The organism is Nocardioides faecalis (assembly GCF_018388425.1).
Classification (GTDB): domain Bacteria; phylum Actinomycetota; class Actinomycetes; order Propionibacteriales; family Nocardioidaceae; genus Nocardioides; species Nocardioides faecalis.
Window position 1 is genome coordinate 907,636 of sequence record NZ_CP074406.1, and the last position, 20,607, is coordinate 928,242.

At 73.7% G+C, this 20,607-nt stretch carries 18 protein-coding genes; 8 read left to right on the forward strand and 10 right to left on the reverse strand.

Going from position 1 to position 20,607, the window contains the following annotated elements; translation table 11 throughout:
* Positions 1–4 precede the first annotated feature (4 nt).
* The 6 genes from mtrB (at position 5) to KG111_RS04235 (ending at position 7,439) form a co-directional block, all read left to right on the forward strand.
* Positions 5–1,726, forward strand: coding sequence for an MtrAB system histidine kinase MtrB (gene mtrB, locus KG111_RS04210; RefSeq protein ID WP_205290616.1), 1,722 nt, complete (start codon positions 5–7; stop codon positions 1,724–1,726).
* Positions 1,723–3,480, forward strand: a complete 1,758-nt coding sequence (locus KG111_RS04215; protein WP_205290615.1) for an LpqB family beta-propeller domain-containing protein — start codon at positions 1,723–1,725, stop codon at positions 3,478–3,480. The genes mtrB and KG111_RS04215 overlap by 4 nt, the downstream gene beginning before the upstream one ends.
* Positions 3,481–3,583: 103 nt before the next feature.
* Positions 3,584–4,342 (forward strand): ComF family protein, encoded by a 759-nt coding sequence (locus KG111_RS04220; RefSeq protein ID WP_205290614.1) that lies wholly within the window; start codon positions 3,584–3,586, stop codon positions 4,340–4,342.
* 461 nt (positions 4,343–4,803) lie between these two features.
* Positions 4,804–5,436 carry a ribosome hibernation-promoting factor, HPF/YfiA family gene (gene hpf / locus KG111_RS04225; RefSeq protein ID WP_205290613.1) on the forward strand — a complete coding sequence of 211 codons (633 nt, stop codon included), beginning with the start codon at positions 4,804–4,806 and terminating at the stop codon, positions 5,434–5,436.
* A 93-nt stretch (positions 5,437–5,529) separates the two neighbouring features.
* On the forward strand, positions 5,530–6,231 hold the full coding sequence (locus KG111_RS04230; protein ID WP_249666295.1) for a response regulator: 702 nt from the start codon (positions 5,530–5,532) through the stop codon (positions 6,229–6,231).
* Between the two features lie 68 nt (positions 6,232–6,299).
* On the forward strand, positions 6,300–7,439 hold the full coding sequence (locus tag KG111_RS04235) for a winged helix-turn-helix domain-containing protein (RefSeq protein ID WP_349772014.1): 1,140 nt from the start codon (positions 6,300–6,302) through the stop codon (positions 7,437–7,439).
* Here the strand turns inward: KG111_RS04235 and KG111_RS04240 are convergent.
* From KG111_RS04240 to KG111_RS04285, 10 genes are read right to left on the reverse strand one after another with little or no spacing between them, the layout of a single operon-like run.
* Positions 7,417–9,036 (reverse strand): succinic semialdehyde dehydrogenase, encoded by a 1,620-nt coding sequence (locus KG111_RS04240; RefSeq protein ID WP_205290612.1) that lies wholly within the window; start codon positions 9,034–9,036, stop codon positions 7,417–7,419. The two genes, KG111_RS04235 and KG111_RS04240, sit on opposite strands and share 23 nt — an antisense overlap.
* Complete coding sequence (locus KG111_RS04245; protein ID WP_205290611.1) at positions 9,033–10,904, reverse strand: AMP-dependent synthetase/ligase; 1,872 nt, start codon at positions 10,902–10,904, stop codon at positions 9,033–9,035. The genes KG111_RS04240 and KG111_RS04245 overlap by 4 nt, the downstream gene beginning before the upstream one ends.
* A 46-nt stretch (positions 10,905–10,950) precedes the next feature.
* Positions 10,951–12,117, reverse strand: a complete 1,167-nt coding sequence (locus KG111_RS04250) for an MlaD family protein (RefSeq protein WP_205290610.1) — start codon at positions 12,115–12,117, stop codon at positions 10,951–10,953.
* Positions 12,114–13,070 (reverse strand): MCE family protein, encoded by a 957-nt coding sequence (locus KG111_RS04255; protein ID WP_205290609.1) that lies wholly within the window; start codon positions 13,068–13,070, stop codon positions 12,114–12,116. Before KG111_RS04255 ends, KG111_RS04250 begins: the two co-directional genes overlap by 4 nt.
* A gap of 38 nt (positions 13,071–13,108) precedes the next feature.
* Complete coding sequence (locus tag KG111_RS04260) at positions 13,109–14,257, reverse strand: MCE family protein (RefSeq protein ID WP_205290608.1); 1,149 nt, start codon at positions 14,255–14,257, stop codon at positions 13,109–13,111.
* Positions 14,254–15,237 carry an MCE family protein gene (locus tag KG111_RS04265; protein WP_205290607.1) on the reverse strand — a complete coding sequence of 328 codons (984 nt, stop codon included), beginning with the start codon at positions 15,235–15,237 and terminating at the stop codon, positions 14,254–14,256. Before KG111_RS04265 ends, KG111_RS04260 begins: the two co-directional genes overlap by 4 nt.
* On the reverse strand, positions 15,237–16,292 hold the full coding sequence (locus tag KG111_RS04270; protein WP_205290606.1) for an MCE family protein: 1,056 nt from the start codon (positions 16,290–16,292) through the stop codon (positions 15,237–15,239). The genes KG111_RS04265 and KG111_RS04270 overlap by 1 nt, the downstream gene beginning before the upstream one ends.
* A complete protein-coding gene (locus tag KG111_RS04275) occupies positions 16,289–17,425 on the reverse strand; it encodes an MCE family protein (protein WP_205290605.1) in 1,137 nt (378 codons plus the stop codon). Before KG111_RS04275 ends, KG111_RS04270 begins: the two co-directional genes overlap by 4 nt.
* A 4-nt stretch (positions 17,426–17,429) precedes the next feature.
* Complete coding sequence (locus KG111_RS04280) at positions 17,430–18,287, reverse strand: MlaE family ABC transporter permease (protein ID WP_205290604.1); 858 nt, start codon at positions 18,285–18,287, stop codon at positions 17,430–17,432.
* Positions 18,284–19,093 carry an MlaE family ABC transporter permease gene (locus KG111_RS04285; RefSeq protein WP_205290603.1) on the reverse strand — a complete coding sequence of 270 codons (810 nt, stop codon included), beginning with the start codon at positions 19,091–19,093 and terminating at the stop codon, positions 18,284–18,286. The genes KG111_RS04280 and KG111_RS04285 overlap by 4 nt, the downstream gene beginning before the upstream one ends.
* A gap of 204 nt (positions 19,094–19,297) precedes the next feature.
* Here KG111_RS04285 and KG111_RS04290 point away from each other — a divergent pair, with 204 nt between their 5' ends.
* Positions 19,298–20,110, forward strand: a complete 813-nt coding sequence (locus KG111_RS04290; RefSeq protein ID WP_205290602.1) for a MerR family transcriptional regulator — start codon at positions 19,298–19,300, stop codon at positions 20,108–20,110.
* A gap of 24 nt (positions 20,111–20,134) precedes the next feature.
* Positions 20,135–20,545, forward strand: coding sequence for a nucleoside-diphosphate kinase (gene ndk / locus KG111_RS04295; protein WP_205290601.1), 411 nt, complete (start codon positions 20,135–20,137; stop codon positions 20,543–20,545).
* Positions 20,546–20,607: the final 62 nt, after the last annotated feature.

The following is a 20,607-nucleotide window of genomic DNA, read 5'->3' on the forward strand; positions in this document are numbered from 1 at the left end:
GGCGATGGCCGGCGAGGTGCGCTCCAGGCTCCGTGCGCTGTGGGCGCGCGTGGCGCCGCGGGCGCGTCGCGCCCTGACGGTCTGGCGCCGCTCCATCCAGGCGCGTGTCGTGGTCAGCACGGTGCTGCTGTCCGCGCTCGTCGTCGCCGGCGTCTCCTTCCTGCTGCTCCAGCAGACCCGCAACGGGCTCCTCGAGCACCGGGTCGAGGTCGTCCTCGGTGAGGTCGACGCGGAGATGCGCGACGCCCGGGCCCGGCTGGCGGCGGCGTCGGGCACCGAGAGCAACGCCTCGCGCCAGCAGCGCGACCTGGTCGACCCGATCATCGAGCGCGGCCGGGGACGCGGCTACAGCGTGGCGCTGGCCGGGCCGGCGGGGGAGGGCCGTTCGCTGCGCGACGGCGGCGGCGAGTACACCAGCGGCCTGGACCTCCTCAGCATCCCGCGCAGCCTCGAGTCGCACTTCGACGGCGTCAACCGGACCACGGCCTGGACCTACACCGAGATCGCCAGCACCGCGGAGGCCCAGACCCGGGCCGGCGTCGTCGTCGGCTCGCAGATCCAGCTGCCCTCGGACGGCAGGACCTACACCCTCTACTTCCTCTACCCCTTCACCGAGGAGGAGGAGACCCTCGGGCTCGTCACCCGCGCCCTGCTCACCGCTGCCGGGCTGCTGATGGCGCTGGTGGCCGGTGTGACCTGGCTGGTCACCCGGCAGGTCGTCACCCCGGTCCGGCTGGCCCGCCAGGTCGCCGAGCGGCTCGCGGCCGGACGGCTCCAGGAGCGGCTCGAGGTCACCGGCGAGGACGACATCGCCCGGCTGGCGTACTCGTTCAACCAGATGGCGACCAACCTGCAGCGCCAGATCCGGCAGCTCGAGGAGCTCAGCTGGGTGCAGCGGCGCTTCGTCTCCGACGTCTCCCACGAGCTGCGCACCCCCCTGACCACGGTCCGCATGGCCTCCGACCTGATCCACGACGCCCGCGCGGACTTCCACCCCTCCGCGGCCCGGGCCGCGGAGCTGCTGCAGGCCGAGCTCGACCGGTTCGAGGCCCTGCTCGTCGACCTGCTCGAGATCAGCCGGTTCGACGCGGGCGCGGCGGTCCTGACCGTGGAGGAGGTCGACCTGGCCGAGGTCGCCGAGCGGGTCGTCGCCGCCGCCCGGCCGCTGGCCGAGCAGCGCGGCGTGCAGGTGTGGGTCGAGCCGCCGCAGGGTCCGGTCACCGCCGAGGCCGACGTACGACGTGTCGAACGGATCGTGCGCAACCTGGTCACCAACGCCATCGACCACGCCGACGTCGAGCACCCGGCGCGGGCGGTCGTGGTGCGCCTGGCCGCGGACGAGGACGCCGCGGCGCTGACCGTGCGCGACAACGGCGTCGGTCTCGCGCCGGGCGAGGCCGCGATGGTGTTCAACCGGTTCTGGCGCTCGGACCCGGCCCGGGCCCGGACCAGCGGCGGCACCGGTCTGGGCCTGGCCATCGCCCAGGAGGACGCGCACCTGCACGGTGGCTGGCTGCAGGCGTGGGGCCGCACCGGTGAGGGGGCGCTGTTCCGGCTCACCCTGCCGCGTCACCCCGGCACGGCGCTGCGGCACAGCCCGCTCCCGCTCATCCCCGACACCGCCCCCATCCCGACCGGCGCCGCCCCCACCCGCGACACCCCCGTCCGCGAGCCGGACCGCGGCCCGCGGCCGGTGGCGAGCAGCGCAGGGGAGGAGGACAGGTGACCCGCCGCCCGTCCCGCGCGGGGTCCCCGGTCCTGGTGCCCGGCCTGCTGCTGGGCCTGCTCGTCGCGCTCGTCGCGTCCGGCTGCGCCCACCTGCCCACCACCGGGCCCGTGGTGGAGAGCCGGGCCAGCCAGTCCGCCGACATGCGCCGGGCCAGCGACATCGACGCCCGCCCGCCGGTCGCCGGAGCGTCGCGCTCCGAGGTCGTCTCCGGCTTCCTGGACGCGATGACGGCGTGGCCGGTGCAGACCGGCGTCGCCAAGCAGTACCTCACCGTCGCGGCCGCCGAGCAGTGGGACCCCGAGCAGGGCACCGTCGTCTACAGCGACACCCAGCCCGCCCGGGAGAGCGGCGGCACCGTGACCGTCCCCCTGACGTCGGCCTCCAGCCTCGACTCCGCCGGCGCCTGGCGCGGCCCGCTCGCCGGCGACGACCTCACCCTGGACTTCCGGGTCACCGTCGAGGACGGCGAGTACCGCATCGCCGACCCCGTCGACGCGCTCGTGGTGCCCAGCCGCTGGTTCCAGCAGCGCTACCGGCAGGTCTCGCTGTACTTCTTCGACCCGCTGGCGCAGATCCTGGTGCCCGAGCCCGTCTTCGTGCCCGTCGGCGAGCAGCTCGCCACCAGCCTCGTCGCCGGCCTGCTGGCAGGGCCGCCGCCCCAGGCCCGCGGCGTCGTACGCACCTTCGTGCCGGACGGGCTCAGCGTGGGTCTCTCGGTCCCCGTCGACGCCGCCGGCATCGCCCGGATCGCGCTCGTCGGCGCCGCGCCACGGCTGACCGCCGGCGAGGCCGAGCTGATGCTCGCCCAGCTGGCCTGGACGCTGCGCCAGGACTCCGCCGTGCGGGCGCTGCGGGTCACCGTCGACGGCGCGGACCTGCCGCTGTCCGGTGGCGGCGCGGACTACCCCGTTGACAGGGGAGAGGCGTTCGACCCGGCCGGCGCGGACGCCACCCGGCTGCTGTACGGCGTCGCCGACGGCCGGCTCGTCTGGGGTCCCAGCGACAACCTGGCCGTCGCCAAGGGGGTGCTCGGAGCGAAGGAGCGCGGCCTCGTCACGGTCGCCGCCCGCCCCGACGGCGCGGTCGTCGCGGTCGTGGACTCCGGCGGCTCCCGGCTCCGCATCGGCGGCGTCCGCGACACCGTGGGCCCGTCGCTGCGCACCGTGCTGTCCGGTGGCGTCCTGCGCCGGCCCACGTGGGACGCCGCGGGCCGGCTGTGGGTGCTCCAGGAGCGCGGCGGGCGGGCCGTGGTCTGGGTCGTCGACGACCGTGGCGCCCGGAAGGTGCGGGTGCCGGGGATCTCCGGGCGGTCCGCGCGGCAGCTCCTGGTCTCTCGCGACGGCACCCGGTTGGTGGCCGTGGTGCGCGGCGCCGCCGGAGACCGGGTCGTCGGTGCCCGCGTCGTCCTCGACCCGCGCGGCGCCGTCGCCCGGGCCGTCGCCCCGTTCGTGCTGCGCCCCGCCCGCGGCACCCGCATCCGCGACCTCGCCTGGACCGGCCCCAGCCGGATCGCGCTGCTGACCCCGACCGTGCCCGGCACGCTGTCCGAGATCGACGTCGCCTCCGCCGACGGCGCCACCGGCGGCGACGAGCTGTCCACCATCGTCGCCGGCGACGTGATCGGCCTGGCCGCCGACCCCTCGGGCACCAGCCCCATCCTCGCGGTCCTCGGCGACCGGCTGCTCGACATCGTCACCCAGGGCGAGCACGACGTCCCCGCCGGGCTCACCGAGCTCGACTACCCGGGCTGAGCCGCCGGTCGCCACACGGGCTCTCCAGGGGGCTCCCCAGGGGGTCTCCACAGGGCACGCAGGGGCCGTTGTGCCCCGTGGGCACGACTGCTCGGATGACACCGTGACTCGGCCCCGCGTGCTGCCGCAGCTCGCCGACGGCTTCCTCGACCTCGTCCTCGGCTCCGGCTGCGTCGCCTGCACCCGACCCGGCCGGGCGCTGTGCCCAGCGTGCCGCGCCCGGCTGCCCGTCGGCGCCGCGCCGTGCTGGCCGAGCCCCACGCCCGCCGGGCTGGTGCCGCCGTACGCCACCGGCGCCTACGACGGTGCGTTGAAGGCGATGGTGCTGGCGCACAAGGAGCGCCGGGTGCTGGCGCTGGCGGCACCGCTGGGCGGGCTGCTCGCGCAGTCCGTGGCCGCCGCGCTCGACGACGCCCACGTCGCGGGCGAGCCCGTGGTCCTGGTGCCGGTGCCGTCCCGGCCGGCCGCCGTGCGCCAGCGCGGCCACGACCCCACCCGGGCGATGACGCTCGCCGCCGCCCGAGCGCTCGGCGGGACCGTGCGCACCGCCCGGCTGCTGCGCACCCGACCGGGGCTGGTGGACCAGGCCGGCCTCGACCGCCGGGCCCGCGCGGCCAACCTCGCCGGTTCCATGGCCGCCCCTGCGGACGCCGTACGACGCCTCGCCGTGCGGGTGCCGCAGGCCCGCGTCCTGGTGTGCGACGACGTGGTCACCACCGGCGCCACGCTGCGCGAGGCACAGCGCGCACTGGCCGCGGCCGGGGTGCCCGTGCTCGCCGCAGCGGCGGTCGCAGCCACCCGCCGCCGGGTCGCGGCGCCCGAAGGGAGGGGTGCCCTTTTGCCGGACTCGGCGACGGACTAACGTCTTTCCATGGAGTCCGCCCGGGTCCGTGGTTGCGCAGCACCACGCGGGTGCGAGCCCGACGTGGTGGAGCAAGCCGATGCCAGTCGCAGGCGAAACGGTCCACGTAAGTCGCTGTCCGCAGCGATGATCACGGTGCGGCTTAGCAGTAAGCCCTGCCTCGGCCCGGACGCCAGATGTGTCCGACGTCGGGAGAAGGTGGGTAGTGGCACCAAGCTGCGAGAGCCTCAGCAGGCGGGTGTGGGGTCGAAGACCAGGTCGGCCGGGCGGACTCCTCCCGCACCCCGTGAGCCCGGTGCCGGGCCCACGCACCATGCGCGGCCGAGCCGCGCCCGCCGCGCCGATCGGCGCGGTCCCCTCAGCCTCTTCCCGAGCCCATCGCTGGTCGAGAACCGTGCCAGCGCGAGACATCCCGCCCACCGTGGCGGGAGACCCATCACACCAACCACTGGAGGTAACTGATGGACGTTGTGGTCACCGGACGGAATTGCGAGATCACGGACCGGTTCCGTGCACACGCAGCCGAGAAGCTGTCCAAGCTCGAGAAGCATGATCACCGGATCATGCGGGTCCACGTCGAGGTCGACTGTGAGCCCAATCCCAGGCAGTACGACCAAGCCGTCCACCTGGAGCTCACCGCCTACTCCAAGGGACCCGTGATCCGCGCCGAGGCCGCCGCCCCCGACAAGATGGCCGCCCTCGACCTCGCCCTGGACAAGATGGCCGCCCAGATGCGCAAGGCCGCCGACCGCCGCCGCGTGCACCGCGGACGTCGTGCGCCGGTCTCGGTCGGTCGGGCGCTGGCCGACCTGCCCACCGCCGACGACGCCGGCACCGACACCGCCGACGACGGCCCCGTCGAGCGCCAGGTCGGTCCGATCACCGTGACCGGCGACGGCCCGCTGGTGGTGCGGGAGAAGACGCACCACGCCACGCCGATGACGCTCGACCAGGCCCTCTACGAGATGGAGCTGGTCGGCCACGACTTCTACCTGTTCGTCGACAAGGAGAGCGAGCGGCCCTCGGTGGTCTACCGCCGCCGCGGCTACGACTACGGCGTGATCGCGCTCGACCTCGAGGAGACCGAGGACTGAGGCCGACGCCGAGGTGCAGACCGGCCGTGCTCCCGAGCGCCACCAGTCGGTCTGCACCTCCGGCGGTCCCGCTGGACATGCCATGATGCCTGCGTGGGGAACCCGACAGCGGCCAACGGATCGGCGGCGCACGCGGTGAGCGGACCGATCCGGGTCGCGGTCGTCGACGACCAGGAGCTCTTCCGGCGCGGCCTGACGATGCTGCTCGGCATCGAGCCGGGCATCGAGGTCGTCGGAGAGGCCGGCGACGGCGTCGAGGGCGTCGAGCTCGCCGTGAAGACCGCGCCCGACGTCGTGCTGCTCGACGTCCGGATGCCGAAGAAGTCCGGCATCGAGGCCTGCGTGGCCATCAAGGAGTCGGTGCCGACCACGAAGATCATCATGCTCACCGTCTCCGACGAGGAGGCCGACCTCTACGAGGCCGTCAAGAGCGGGGCCTCGGGCTACCTGCTCAAGGACTCCTCCATCGAGGAGGTCGCCCAGGGCATCCGCGTCGTCGCCGACGGACAGTCCCTGATCAGCCCGTCCATGGCGGCCAAGCTGATCGAAGAGTTCAAGACCATGTCGGCCCCCGAGCGGGCCACCGGTCCGGCGCTGAAGCTCACCGAGCGCGAGCTCGAGGTGCTGCGCCTGGTCGCCAAGGGCCTGAGCAACCGCGACGTCGCCGGCCAGCTCGCGATCAGCGAGAACACCGTGAAGAACCACGTGCGCAACATCTTGGAGAAGCTGCAGCTGCACTCCCGGATGGAGGCCGTGATGTACGCCGTGCGCGCCAAGCTGGTGGAGCTCGACTGAGCACCCAGTCGCTGAGCCTCGCGCAGGCCCGGCGGATCGCGCTCGCGGCCCAGGGGTTCGTCGACCCGCTGCACGCGAGGCCGACGCTGCGCACCTTCGACCGCACGCTGGCCCGTGTCGGCGTGCTGCAGGTGGACAGCGTCAACGTCCTCCAGCGCGCCCACTACATGCCGCTGTACTCCCGGATGGGGCCCTACGACACCGGCCTGCTGGACCGGGCGGCCTCAGGGCCCCGGCGCCGGGTGGTGGAGTACTGGGCGCACGTGCAGGCGTTCATGCCGGTCGAGCTGTGGCCGGTGATGCGGCACCGGATGGAGCACTACCGCGCGCGGCGCGGCAAGTGGTCGTTCGTGCCCGAGGACGCCACCCTGGAGCGCGCGCTGGTCGCCGAGGTCGCCGCTCGGGGCGCCAGCACCGCCCGGGAGCTCGACGACGGGCTGCCGCGCAGCAAGGAGCACTGGGGCTGGAACTGGTCGCGCACCCGCCGGGTGCTGGACTTCCTCTACAGCGTCGGCGACCTGGCGATCGCGGGACGCACCAGCCAGTTCGAGATCCGCTACGACCTGCCGGAGCGGGTGCTGCCCGCGGCGGTGCTGGACGCACCGGTCCCCAGCGCCGCGCAGGCACACGTCGAGCTGGTCCGCCGCGCGGCCCGCTCCCTGGGCGTGGCCGCCGCCAGTGACCTCGCCGACTACTACCGCCTCGGTCTCACCGACGCCCGGGCCGCGCTCGCCGAGCTCGTCGCGGCCGGTGAGGTCGAGCCGGTCCAGGTGGCCGGCTGGCGCCGCCCCGCCTACCTGCACCGCGACGCCCGGCTGCCGCGCCGGATCGGGGCCCGGACCCTGCTCAGCCCGTTCGACCCCGTGGTCTGGGAGCGCAGCCGGACCGAGGCGCTGTTCGGCTTCCGCTACCGCATCGAGATCTACGTGCCGGCGGCCCAGCGCGTGCACGGCTACTACGTGCTGCCGTTCCTGCTGGGGGACCGGCTGGTCGCCCGCCTCGACCTGAAGGCCGACCGGCGCACGCGGACGCTGCGGGTGCCGGCCGCCTGGTCCGAGCCGGACGCGCCGCAGGAGACCCCGGACGAGCTGGCTGCCGAGCTGCGCCGGCTGGCGTGCTGGCTGGGCCTGGACGAGGTCGAGGTCGCCGATCGCGGCGACCTCGCCCCGTCCCTGCGTGCCGTGCTCAGCGCATCCGCAGCGACCTGAGCAGCCGCATCTGCGCGTTGCCGATCCCGACGAACCGCTCCACGGGCATCCACGGCGGCGGACCCAGCGGCATCAGCCGCTGCGTGGCGATGGTCTGCTGTTCGGTGTACTTGCGGATCCCCTCCGCGCCGTGCCGCCGGCCCAGGCCGCTGTCGCCCATGCCGCCCATCGGTGCCTCGATCGACCCGGCCGCCGCGGCCGCACCGTCGTTGACGTTGACCGATCCGGCCCGCACGGAGGTGGCCAGCCGTTCGGCCGCGGCCGTGTCCCGCGACCAGATGCTGGCCGACAGCCCGTAGCGCCCCGCGTTGGCCTTCGCCAGGGCGTCGGCCTCCGTCACCGCCCGGTACAACGAGAGGACCGGCCCGAAGGTCTCCTCGGCGCACACCGGCATCTCCTCGGTGACACCCTCCAGCACCGTCGGCTCGTAGACCAGCGGCCCCAGGTCGGGTCGGTGCCGGCCCCCGATGAGGACCTGCGCGCCCGCCGCGACCGCGGTCTCCACGTGCGAGCGCACCGTCTCCAGCTGGGCCGGCGAGGCCAGCGAGCCCACGTCCACGGAGTAGTCGAATGACTGGCCCACCCGCAGCGCCGCGGTCGCCGCCACGAGCGCGTCGCGGAAGGCGTCGTACACGTCGGTGTGCACGATCACCCGCTCGACGTGGATGCACATCTGACCGGTGTTGGCGAACGCTGCCGCCACGCAGCCCGCCGCGGCCTTCTCCACGTCGGCGTCGGGAAGCACCAGCAGCGGGTTCTTGCCGCCCAGCTCCAGCGAGGCCGCGATCAGCCGCTCGCCCGCGCGCCGACCCACTCCGCGGCCGGTGGCGGTGGAGCCGGTGAAGCAGATGTGGTCCACCCCCTCCGCGGAGGCGTCGACCGGCCCGATCAGCGCGTCACCGACCACCGACCCGGGGCCGACCACCACCTGCCACAGCTCACGCGGCAGCCCGGCCTCGGCCATCAGGGCGCGAGCCCACAGCAGGGTCAGCGGGGTCTGGGAGTCGGCCTTGGAGACCACGCCGTTGCCCGCCAGCAGCGCCGGCAGCACGTCGCCGACCGCGAGGTAGAGCGGGTAGTTCCACGGCGAGATCATCCCGATGACACCCTTGGGCACTCGCACCTCGCGGACCTTGGTCAGGCCCGGGATCGCCCCGCGCACCTTGTTGTCGGCCAGGTAGTGCCGGCCGTGCCGGGCGTAGTGGCGCGCGATGGTGGCCACCTGCAGGATCTCCTGCCAGGCGCTGAACCGGGCCTTGCCCATCTCCCACTGGACCAGGTCGATCGCCTCGTCCTGGCGCTGCACCAGCAGGTCGTGGAAGCGCAGCACGATCGCCGCCTTCGTGCCCCACGGCAACCGGGCCCAGGAGCGCTGCGCGCGGCGCGCCCCCGCGATGGCCGTGGCCACGTCCTCGGCGGTGCTGGCCGGCACGGTGGCGGTCACCAGCCCGTCGTACGGCGCGACGGCGGTGCTGGTCGCGGTGCCGGCGGGGTCGCGGGCCACCCACGTGCACCACTCGGCGAGGCGCTCGTCGCTGACCCACGCCGGCCGCACGCCGGTGCCCGCGGCCCCGGCGTCGGTCGCGGTGGCGCTCACGCGTAGAGCCTCTCCAGCACGTCGGCGTACTTGGCGTGCACCACACGCCGCTTGAGCTTCAGCGTCGGGGTCAGCTCCTCGGACTCCGCGGTCCACTCCACCGGCAGCAGCTCCCACGCCTTGACCTGCTCGGGTCGGGAGAGCCGCTCGTTCGCGGCGTCCACGGCCTGCTGCGCCATCGCCTGGATGGCGGGGTGGGCGGCGATCTCGGCCAGGTCGGTGCCCGGCGCGATGCCCACCTGCGCGGCGACCAGCGGCGCGATCTCCGGGTCGAGGGTGAGCACCGCGACGACGTACGGCCGGCTCTCGCCGAACACCAGGGCGTGGCCCACGATCGGGCTCTCCTTGAGGTAGTTCTCGATGTTCGACGGCGCGATGTTCTTGCCCGAGGAGGTGATGATCATCTCCTTCTTGCGGTCCACCACCTTGAGGAACCCGTCGGCGTCGATCTCCCCGATGTCGCCGGTGTGCACCCAGCCGTCGGCGTCGATCAGCTCGGCGGTGGCGTCCTCCTGCTTGTAGTAGCCCTTCGAGGCCACCGGGCCGCGGGCGAGGATCTCGCCGTCGGGGGCGAGGGTGACCTCGATGCCGGGCAGCGCGCGGCCCACGGTGCCGAGCCGGAACTGCTCCGGGCCGCCCGCGGTGACGGCCGCGCAGGTCTCCGTCATGCCGTAGACGTCGTAGATGCGCATGCCGAGGCCGGCGAAGAACCGCGCCACCTCCAGCGGCATCGGCGCGGCCGCGGAGGCCGCCCACTCGCAGCGGTCCAGGCCGAGCAGGGCGCGCAGGAAGGCGAGCAGGCCCTCGTCGGCGGCCTTGAACCTCGCCTCGAGCTCGGGGGAGACGGTGTGACCGAGCTGCTGGGCCTCGACGTACTCCAGACCGATCGCCAGGGCGCCCTCGACCTGCGCCTTCTTCTCCGGGTCGGTCTCGGCGGCGAGCTTGGCCGAGACACCGGTCTTGATCTTCTCCCACACCCGCGGCACACCGAAGAAGCGCGTGGGGTGGACCTCGCCGAGCGCGCCGAGCAGCAGGGCGGGGTCGGCGATCAGGTGGATGTGGCCACCGTGGATCTGCGGGATGTACATGCCCAGCGTGCGCTCGGCGATGTGGGCGAACGGCAGGTAGGAGATGAACTCGTTGTGCTGGGTGTTGTTGGCGACCTTGAGCGAGCAGATGCACTCGTAGAGCACCGCGTGGTGGGTCAGCACCACGCCCTTCGGGTTGCCGGTGGTGCCGGAGGTGTAGAGGATCGTCAGCGGGTCCTCGGGGGTGACCTCCGCGGTCCGGGCCTGAAGCTCCGCGGCGTGCTCGGTGCGCCAGGCGGCGCCGTCGGCGACGAACGCGTCCCAGGTGACGCACCGCTCGTCGCCCTCGGGCACCGCGGCGTCGACCAGCACCACCACGCGGATCGAGGTGGACTCCGTCAGCGCGCGCTCCCAGCGGGCGAGGTGGTCGGCGTTCTCCAGCACCACCACGGTGGGCTCGGAGTGGCTCGCCACGTAGGCCACCTGCTCGGGGGAGAGGGTGTTGTAGACCGACATCGACACCGCGCCCGCGTGCACCGCGCCGAGGTCGGCGACGACGTGCTCGATCCGGTTGCTGGCCATCAGGGCGACGCGGTCGCCCTTGTCCACCCCGGCCGCGAGCAGCGCACCCGCGACGTCCAGCGCCCGCTCGCGCACCTCACGCCAGCCGATGGTGCGCCAGCCCGGTGCGTAGCCCCCCGACAGGTCGATGCCGACCTTGTCGGAGTACGCCGGGGCGTCGCCCTCGGCCTCGACGGTGCGCGCCAGGGCGATCGGCAGGGTCAGACCGGCGATCGACTCCTCGATCTCGGCGCGCACGGCCTCGATGTCGCTGCTCATGGGGGATTCCTCTCGGTTGGGGCGGATCACTGCGGAAGCCAGCGGGCTACTGCCTCGGCACCCGGGCCGAGCCGCGGCCCTGGGTCTGCGGGGGCGGGTCGGTGCACCGCACGTGCGTCTGCGGCGCGCGCTTGCGCACCTCCTGCACGTCGCGCTGCACCGTGCGGTCGTAGACGCAGTTCTTCAGCACCCGGGGCACGAGCAGCACCCGGCCGCTGCCGCCGCGGGTGCTGCCGGCCATCACGTCGGCCTGCACCGGCACCCAGTCCAGCCAGTGCTGCAGCCCGCGGAGGTGACCGGCGGCCATCTCCGTGACCGGCACGCCGTCGCGCAGCAGCCGGCGCAGCTGCGGGGAGGACCTGCGCCACCACCGGTCCAGCCGCGGCAGCAGGTCCATGCTGGTGGTCACCGTGCGTCGTACGTCGGGGGTGGCGGCGGCCAGCGAGGAGGCGACCGCCTCCAGGTCGGCGGCCAGGCGGCGCACCTCGGGGCCGAGGTCGGCGAAGGTGCGCAGCGGTGTCTCGGCGGTGCGGGCCAGCGCGGTCAGGTCGGGCTCGAGCCGGCGCAGCATCGCGAACGCCGACTCCAGCTCGATGGCCAGCGCCCGCAGGTCGACGTCGTCGGCGGAGTCGCCGAAGACCGCGGAGGTCTCGGCGGTGATGGTCCGCACGTCCTCGAGGTCGAGGCCGGTCATCAGGTGCTGGGCGTGCGCCAGCACGTCGGGCACGGCGCGCGGTACGGAGGTCTGCGCCAGCGGCACGGTGTCGCCCTCTGCGAGGTAGGGGCCTGCGGCGGTGCGCGGCAGCACCTCGAGGTACTGCTCGCCGACGGCGGAGAGGTTGCGCACCTCCACCGCGCTGTCGGCAGGCACGTCGATGTCGGACTCGATCTCGATGGTGGCGACCGCGCCGACACCGGTCGCGGCCTCCTCGGCGTCACCGAGCCGGACCTCGCGCACCTCGCCGATCCGCTGGCCGCGGTAGGTGACGACCGAGCCGGCATGCAGCCCGGCCGCCTGCGGCAGTTCGACGCGTAGGACGTCGGGGTCGCGGAACAGCGAGCCGCCGACCACGGCGTCGGTCACGTAGACCACACCGCCCACGAGGATGATGAGGATCAGCGCCTGCGCGGTGCGCGCCCGGCGCTGCCAGCGGCGCGCACCCGCACCGGCATCGCCTGCGCTGGCGCGGGTGGCTCGACTCGGCGTGCTCATCGCGGCCCCGTCACGGTGAGGGCCTCGAGGTCGAGGAGGAAGGTCAGGTCGAAGTTGGCGTAGTCACCGGGCGCGGCGGTGTCGCTGCCCTCGGCGAACGCGACCAGACCGGCCATCACGCCGTCGATGCTCCTGCGGTTGCGCAGCAGGGTGCGGACCACGGGGCGCATGTCCTCCAGCTGGGCCACGAGGTCCTCACGCACGGCGTCGGCGAGCGGGGTGGCGACGATGTCGAGGGAGCGCAGCGAGGCCATCGCGGTGACGAGGTCGCCGCGCTGGGAGTCCAGGGAGGTGACCAGCTCGGTGAGGTCGGTCAGCGACCGGGTGATCTGCGGCAGGTCGTCGACGAGGCGGGAGGAGAGCCGGTCCAGCGCGGCGGTGAGCCGGTCCACGCGGGGGAAGTCGTCGTTGAGGTCGGTGACCGCGCGGTCCAGGCGGCGCAGCAGGCGGCGGGTGCTGCCGCTGTTGTCACGCAGGGCGGTGTTGAGCTCCTTGATGATCGTGGAGATGTCGGTGAAGGAACCGCCGGTCACCACGGTCGACAGGGCGGTGAGCAGGTCGGTGACGTCGGGTGCGGTGCCGGTCGCGGCCGCGGGCACGACCGCGCCGTCGGCCAGCACCGCGCCCTCCTCGCCCGGCCAGAGCTGGACGAAGGCGGTGCCCATCGGCGAGGTCAGCCGGATCTCGGCGCGGGTGGACTCGCGCAGCTCGACGTCGGCGGAGACGGCGAGCTCCACCTCGGCGACGTACTCGCCGGCCTCGACGGCGCTGACCTGGCCGACGGTGGCGCCGTCCAGCTTGACCGGCGCGTCGACGGGCAGGTTGAGCGCGTCGGTGAACTCGACGGTGATCGCGTACGTCTCGCCGTCGACCAGGTCGGGCAGCGGCAGGTCCTCCAGGGACAGTCCACAGCCCGACAGCAGGGCCGCGGCGACGGCGAGCGGCAGCGTCACCGGCCACGCGACGCGCCGCCCCCCGGGCCTCCGCCGGCTCACGGGACGCCTCCCGGGATCGCGTCGTACAGGCCGTCCAGCAAGGGGTCGAGCAACCCGGTGCCGGCCCCGGTGAACAGCGCCCCGCACAGCCGGGTGCCGGCATCCCCGGCGAGCCCGTCCACCAGCACCCGGCAGGTGTGGTCGCGGAAGGCGGCGGAGAACGGGCCGGCGCTGAACGCGAACTGCACCCGCAACCGCCCCAGGTCCCAGTCGTAGGCCCGGCTGAAGTTCTCCGCCGTCGTCGGCATCACGTCGAACGCCTCGGCCAGCGAGCCCTGGTGGGTGCGCACGAGGGAGACCACGTCGGTGATGCCGCGCAGGTCCTCGGCGAGCACGTCGCCGTTCTTGCGCAGGAACTTCTCCGACAGCCGGGTGAGCTTGTCGAGGCTGTCGAGGGCGGCGACCAGCTCGGTGCGCTGGTCGGCCAGCACCGCGGTGGTCTCGGTGGCGGCGGAGGTGAACGTGCGCAGCCGGGAGTCGCGCTCGGCCAGCGTGGTGGACAGCTCCAGCAGGTTCTCGGTGACCGCGCCGAGGTCGGCGTCCTTGGCGTTGATGACGGCCAGCGCGTCGCGGCTGCGGGCCAGGGCCCGGCGCAGGTGGGCGCCGTTGCCGTCGAGGGTGCGGGCGGTGACGGCCAGCGCGTCGCCCAGGTCCTTGCGGCCCCCGCCCTCGTTCCCGGCGCCGAGGTCGGCGTCCAGGGCCAGCACGAGGTCGTCGATGGCGGCGGCGATCCGGTCGATGGTCGCGGGCGCGCGGGTGTGCTCGACGTCGATGTGGGCGCCGGAGGCCAGCGTCGGTCCCTCGCGCCAGGCGGGGCCGAGCTCGATGTAGCGGTCGGTCACCAGCGACCCCTGCAGGACCTGGGCCCCGGCGTCGGCCGGGACCCGGGTGCCCGGCTCGAGCTGCATCCGCACCCGCATCGTGGTGCCGCGGGGGACGACTTCGACGATCTCGCCCACCTGCACGCCGAGGTAGGTGACGTCGTTGCCGACGTAGACGCCCGTGGTGTCGGCGAAATCCGCGGTGATCACGAGCGCGTCGGGGTCCTCCCCGCGCAGCCACCCGACCAGCCGGGCTCCGGAGACGACGGCGGTCAGGACGAGGACGCCGGCCAGCGCCAGCAGCAGGAGACGTCGGCGGCTCACTTGCAGTCCTCCGGGGTGATCGAGCAGACGAGGTCGTCGGGCACGACCGCCCAGGGAGCGTTGACCCCGAGCCACGGGCCGTCGCCGGTGGCATTGGTGAAGACCCGCATCGTGGGCCCGGCCAGCGCGAGGGTGCGGTCGAGGTCCTTGCGCTGCTCGTTGAGGACCTCGACCACCTCGCGCAGGTCGGCCAGCGCCGGCGCGAGCTCGGGCGCCGTACGACGCACCAGGGTGGCCAGGCCGGTGGCGAAGCGCTGTGCGTCGGCGAGCAGCACCCGCAGCGTCTCGCGGCGCTGGGCGACGGTGAGCAGCACCTTGGTGCCGTTGTCGAGCACGTCGTCGAGCCGCTCGGTCTGGTCGAGCACCAGCCGGGTGACCGCCTTGGTGGAGGTGAGCAGCTCGTCCAGCTGCTCCTCGCGGTCGGTGACGATGTCGGAGACGCCGGCGATGCCGTCCAGGGCGTCACGCAGCGCGGTCGGCTCGACGGCGAGGTCGGTGGCGAGCACGTCGACGGCGTCCTGGATCACCTGCAGGTCGAGCGCCTCGACCTGCGGCGTGGAGTCCAGCCAGAACCGCTCCATGGTGTAGCTGTCCTGGGCCTGCTCGGCGGCGATGGTGCCACCGGAGGCCAGCGGCGTGCCGGCGCCCGGGGACAGCGCGAGGAACCGCTGGCCGAGGATGGACAGCAGCTTCACCTCCACCGTGGACTCCTCGGTGACCCCGAGCTCCTCGGGTGCGGAGACCAGCGAGAAGCGGACGTCGACCTCGTCGCGGTCGGCCTCCACGGCCAGCACCTTGCCGACCTTCAGCCCGGCCATCCGCACGTCGTCCCCGGCCTTCAGGCCGGCCGCGTGGTGCAGCCGGGCGTGGTAGCTCGCCTCGCCGGCCACGGCGCGCGCGCCCAGCAGCACGAGGCCGGCCAGGACGAGGACGACCACGACCCGCAACGGCCAGCCCAGCCGGCGCATCATCCGGACCATCAGCGGCACCTCCGGGAGTGCTGGTCCCCGGTGACGCCGAGGTCGATGCTGTTCGGCACCCCGGACAGGCCGGCCGACAGCGTGCAGACGTAGACGTTGAGATAGCTGCCGTAGCCCAGGGTGCGCAGGTAGACCTCGAGCTGGCGGGGCAGCGAGGCGCCGGTGTCGGCGAGCAGCTGCTTGCGCTCGGCGAGGTAGTCGAACCAGTCACGGCTCAAGGTGGTGACGTCCCTCACCGCCGGTCCGGCCTGCTCGACGAGCCCGGCGGTGGTGGCGCTCAGCCGGGCGATGGAGTCGAGGCTGGTGGCGATCCGGTCGCGGTCGCGGGCCAGCCCGCGGGTGAGCGAGTCGAGGCCGGTGACCAGCGAGGTCACCTCCTCGCGGTGCTCGTCGGTGGTCTGCAGCACCAGGGTCACGTCGTCGGCGACGCGGGCCAGGGTCTCCTCCCGGTCGCTGAGCCCGGCGGTGAGCTCGGCGGTCTGGGCGAGCAGGTGGTCCAGGGTGGGGCCCTGGCCCTGCAGCGCGGCGACGATGTTGCCGGCGAGCTCGTTGACGTCGCCGGGCTGCAGCAGGTCGAAGACCGGCTTGAAGGCGTTGAACATCGCGCTGAGGTCCAGCGCCGGCCGGGTGCGCTCCAGCGGGATCCGGTGGCCGTCGCGCAGCCGCGGGGCCTGGGCTTCGCGGTCGGGGCGGGAGAGGTCGACGTAGCGCTGGCCCATCAGGTTGAGGTAGTCGATGCTCGCCACCACGTCGGTGTGCAGCGGCTGTGTGGCCTCCACGCTCATGGTGACCACGGCGAGACCGCGTTCCTCGCCCGTGCCCACGCGGGTCTCGGCGACGCGGCCGACCCGGACCCCGGCCACCCGTACGTCGTCGCCGGCGCGCAGGCCGGTCGCGTCGCGGAAGACGCCGGTGAGGGTGATCGTGTCGCCGCGCTGGCTGCGCGAGAGGGTGCCGGCCACCATCGAGGTGAGCAGCGCGCCGACCAGGGCGAACACCACGACCCCGAGCACGGCACCGCGGTGGCGGCGCAGCTCGCTCAGCTGCCGGCTCATCGCGCACCTCCGCACGCGCCGCGCAGCCCGCGGTAGGTCGGGCAGTCCGCCGGGTCGGCGGAGTCGTAGGGGTCCAGCAGCTGCGGCGCGATGACGCCCTCCATCTGGATCCGGCCGCCCTTGACCGCTGCCGCGCCGTTGCGCAGCAGCTGCGGCACCTTCTGCAGCATCAGCGCGAACGAGGGGTGCCGGGCCGCGAAGACCTCCAGGTTGGCGGCGGTGGCGTTGAGCAGCCGCGCGCTGAGCGCGCCGTTGGCGCGCAGGAACGCCGTCACCCCGTCCTTGCCGTCCAGCAGCTCCGGGAGCGCGGTGAGCAGGGTGCGCAGCTCCCGCTCCTGCTCCACCAGGGCGCGGGTCAGGGGCCGGGTGTCCTTCAGGGCTGCGATGAGCTGCGGCTCGACGTCACCGGCGAGCCGGGCGTCGGTGGTGAGCAGGTCGAGGTCGCGCTGCACCTGCGGGCGCAGCTCGGTCCACCGGCCCACGAAGGCGTCACCGTCGCGGATCATCTCCGCGATCCGGGTGCCGCGGCCCTCGAGGGCGGCGGCCAGCTGGGAGAGCGCGACGTCCCACTGGGCGGGGTCCACCGCGCCGAGGAGGCGCTGGGTGGCCTCGAAGGTGTCCATCAGCCGCAGCGTGGCCCGCGAGGTGTCCGCCGGTACGACGTCCCCGTCGGCCAGGTGCGCGCGGCCTGCTCCGGCCGCGGCCGGTCGGACGGCCGGGGCCGGTGCGTCGGGCACCACCAGGTCGACGTACTCGTTGCCGAACAGGGTGCCCGGCAGTACCCGCGCGACGACGCCGGAGGGGATCGCCGCGGCGTGGTCGGGGTCGACGAGGACGGTGGCCGTCGGCCCGTCCCAGCCGGTCTCACCCGGCCGGGCGACGGGGTCGACCTCGACCACGCGGCCCACCCGCAGGCCGTTGTACTTCACGTCGGAGCTGGTGCCGAGGGTGTCGCCGACGACCGGCAGCTGCACCGTGAGCCGGTAGTCACCGCTGAGCACGCCGAGGGTCTGCAGGCCCAGCATCCCGATCAGCAGCGTCAACGCGAGGGCGCCGAGCCCACCGACGGCGGCCAGGCGCAGCCGCAGCGCGCCGGGGGAGAGCCGGGTGTGGGGGAACAGGACGTCGCTCACTGCCTCACCCCGAGATCTGGACCTGGGCGTCCGCGCCCCACAGCAGCAGGGTCAGCAGGATGTCCACGATGGTCAGGGAGATGATGCTGGCGCGGATCGCGCGTCCGGTGGCCCGGCCGACGCCCTCGGGGCCGCCGCTGGCGGTGAACCCGTGGTAGCAGTGGATGAGGGTGACCACGGTGGTCAGCACGACCACCTTGATCGCTGCGTAGATGACGTCGATCGGCGCCACGAACGTGCGGAAGTAGTGCTCGTAGGTGCCGGCGGACTGGCCGTAGAAGGTGGTCACCATGAAGTCGGTGGCCAGGTAGGTGCCGACGAGGCCGATCAAGAACAGCGGCAGCACGATGATCCACGCGGCGATGAGGCGGGTGCTGACGAGGTAGGGGATGGGCCGGATCGCCATCGACTCCAACGCGTCGATCTCCTCGCTGATCCGCATCGCGCCGATCCGGGAGGTGAACCCGCAGCCGATCCGCGCCGCGAACCCGAGCGCGGCGACCATCGGCGCGAGCTCGCGGGTGTTGGCGTAGCCGGAGATGAAGCCGGTCAGCGGGGCCAGGCCGATCACGTCGAGCCCCTGGTAGCCCTCGAGGCCGACCTCGGTCCCGGTCAGCGTCGAGAGCAGCAGCACGACGCCGACCACGCCGCCACCGACCAGGAAGATCCCGGAGCCGAGGGTGACCTCGGCGAGCACCCGGGTGACCTCCTTGCGGTAGCGGGTCGCGGCCAGCGGCAGGCCGGCCACCGCCCGCCAGGCGAGGACGAGCTGCAGCCCGATCCCGGCTGCCGGGCCGAGCACGACGCCCGGCAGGGCGGCGGGCGCCGTGGCCCGTGCGGTGGCACGAGAGGCTGTGCTCATCCGATCGGACCTCCCGCGAAGGTGCTGTGCACCTGGGAGATGACGAAGTTGGCGGCGAACAGCAGCACGAAGTTGGTCACCACGGCGCTGGTCACCGCCTCCCCGACGCCGGTCGGCCCGCGCTCGGCGCGCAGGCCCTTGAAGGAGGCGACGAGCGCGCAGATCACCGCGAACACGGCGGCCTTGGTCAGGGAGAGGTAGAGATCGGAGGGCTGGGCGAGCGTGGTGACCGAAGCCAGGTAGCTGCCCGGCGGCAGGTCCTGCAGCACCACGCTGATGCTGAGCGTGGTGAGGATGGTGAAGAACATGACGACGCCGTTGAGCAGCACCGCGACGAAGATGATCGCGAGCATCCGCGGCACGACCAGCCGCTCGACCACCGAGATGCCCATGACCTCCATCGCGTCGATCTCCTCGCGGATGCGGCGCGAGCCGAGGTCGGCGCAGATGGCGGAGCCGGCGACGCCGGAGAGCATGAGGGCGGTGATCAGCGGGGAGGCCTGCCGCACCACGGCGAGGGTGTTGCCGGCGCCGGTGAACGCCACCGCGCCCACCTCCTGGGCCAGCACCCCCACCTGCAGCGCCAGGATGACGCCGAACGGGATCGACACCGCCAGCGCGGGCAGCGTGCACACCCGGATCGCGTACCAGGTCTGCACGACGCACTCGGCCAGCGGGAACCGGCGCGCGGCCAGCGAGCCGACGAGCGCGGCGAACACACGGCGGGAGAAGACCAGCAGCGCCACCGTCTCCGTGAGCGGCCGGGCGAGCGCGGGAAGCACGCGGATGGCGCTGCTGGCCGACACTGGCGCCTCCTGCTCCGGGTCCCCGACCGGGAGCGGGCCGGGGCGAACAATGACAGTTGGACTGTCACACCCGGTACTGTCGCCCCGAGTGTGATCTACGTCAACCCCAACGCTGCAACCTGTTCCAGGTCACGAGATCCGCGCCTGGATGCGTCGCCCGACCCGCGTTGCGCCTGTGTCGATGACAGTCGTACTGTGACAGTCATGAGCGCATTGGCCAGGGTGGAATCGGGTTCACCGGCCGACGACGACGCGGGCCTGCGCACCGTCGACGAGCTCGCCGCGGCCGCCGGGCTGACCGTGCGCACCACCCGGTACTACGCCAGCCTCGGGCTGCTCCCGCCGCCGGCCCGGCGCGGCCGGGTGGCCTGGTACGACGAGACCCACCTCGCCCGCCTGGAGATGATCCGGGCGCTGCAGTCCCACGGGTTCACCCTGCAGGCCATCGAGGGCTACCTGGCCTCGCTGCCCGAGGGCGTCGGCGTCGAGGACCTCGCGGTGCAGCGGGCGATGCTCACCTCCTGGACGGTCGCCCCGCCCCAGGAGCTCACCCGCCGCCAGCTCGACGCGCACGCCGGTCGGGCGCTGTCCGACGACGAGGTCGCGCTGCTGGAGGAGCTCGGCATGGTGCGCCGCGGCACGGACTCCCGCGGGCTGATCCGGTTCACCCCGATGCACGGCTTCGACGTCACCGTGCAGCTGCTCGACCTGGACATCCCGGTCCCCGGCATGCGGCGCGCGGGGGAGGCGATCGGCCGGCACACCGCCGCCCTGGCCGAGGAGCTCACCGAGGTGCTGCACCACGAGGTCGTCGAGCCCTGGCGTCGCGCGCGGCAGACCGGCACCGGGAGCGACCGGGAGGACGACGGCGCGAGCGACCGGGAGAGCGACCGGGAGAGCGCTGCCCGGCTGGAGCACACCATCGCCACGCTGCGCCAGCTGACGCTGGACGCGATCGTGCGCGGCTTCCAGCGCTCGGCCAACGACCTGATCGCGCGGTCCCTGGCTCGCCGCTGAGTGGACCGACTAGGCTCGGACAACGTGAGCCAACGCACCCTCGTCCTCCTCAAGCCCGACACGGTCCGCCGTGGCCTCGTCGGCACCGTGCTCGCCCGGTTCGAGGCCAAGGGCCTTCGGATCGTCGCGATGGAGCAGCGTCACATCGACGCCGCGCAGGCCGACGCGCACTACGCCGAGCACGTCGAGCGCGACTTCTACCCGCCGCTGCGCGACTTCGTGACCAGCGGACCGCTCGTGGCGCTCGTGCTCGAGGGCGACCAGGCGATCGAGGTGGTCCGCACGCTCAACGGCGCCACCGACGGCCGCAAGGCCGCGCCCGGCACCATCCGCGGCGACCTCGCGCTGTCGAACCGGGAGAACCTGGTGCACGGCTCGGACTCCGAGGAGTCCGCCGCGCGCGAGATCGCGCTCTGGTTCCCCCACCTGGCCTGAGCCTGGCGGCCCGGCGGCGAGACACGCGCCGCGCCGCTGCGGCGTGCCTGCGCCACCGCGCG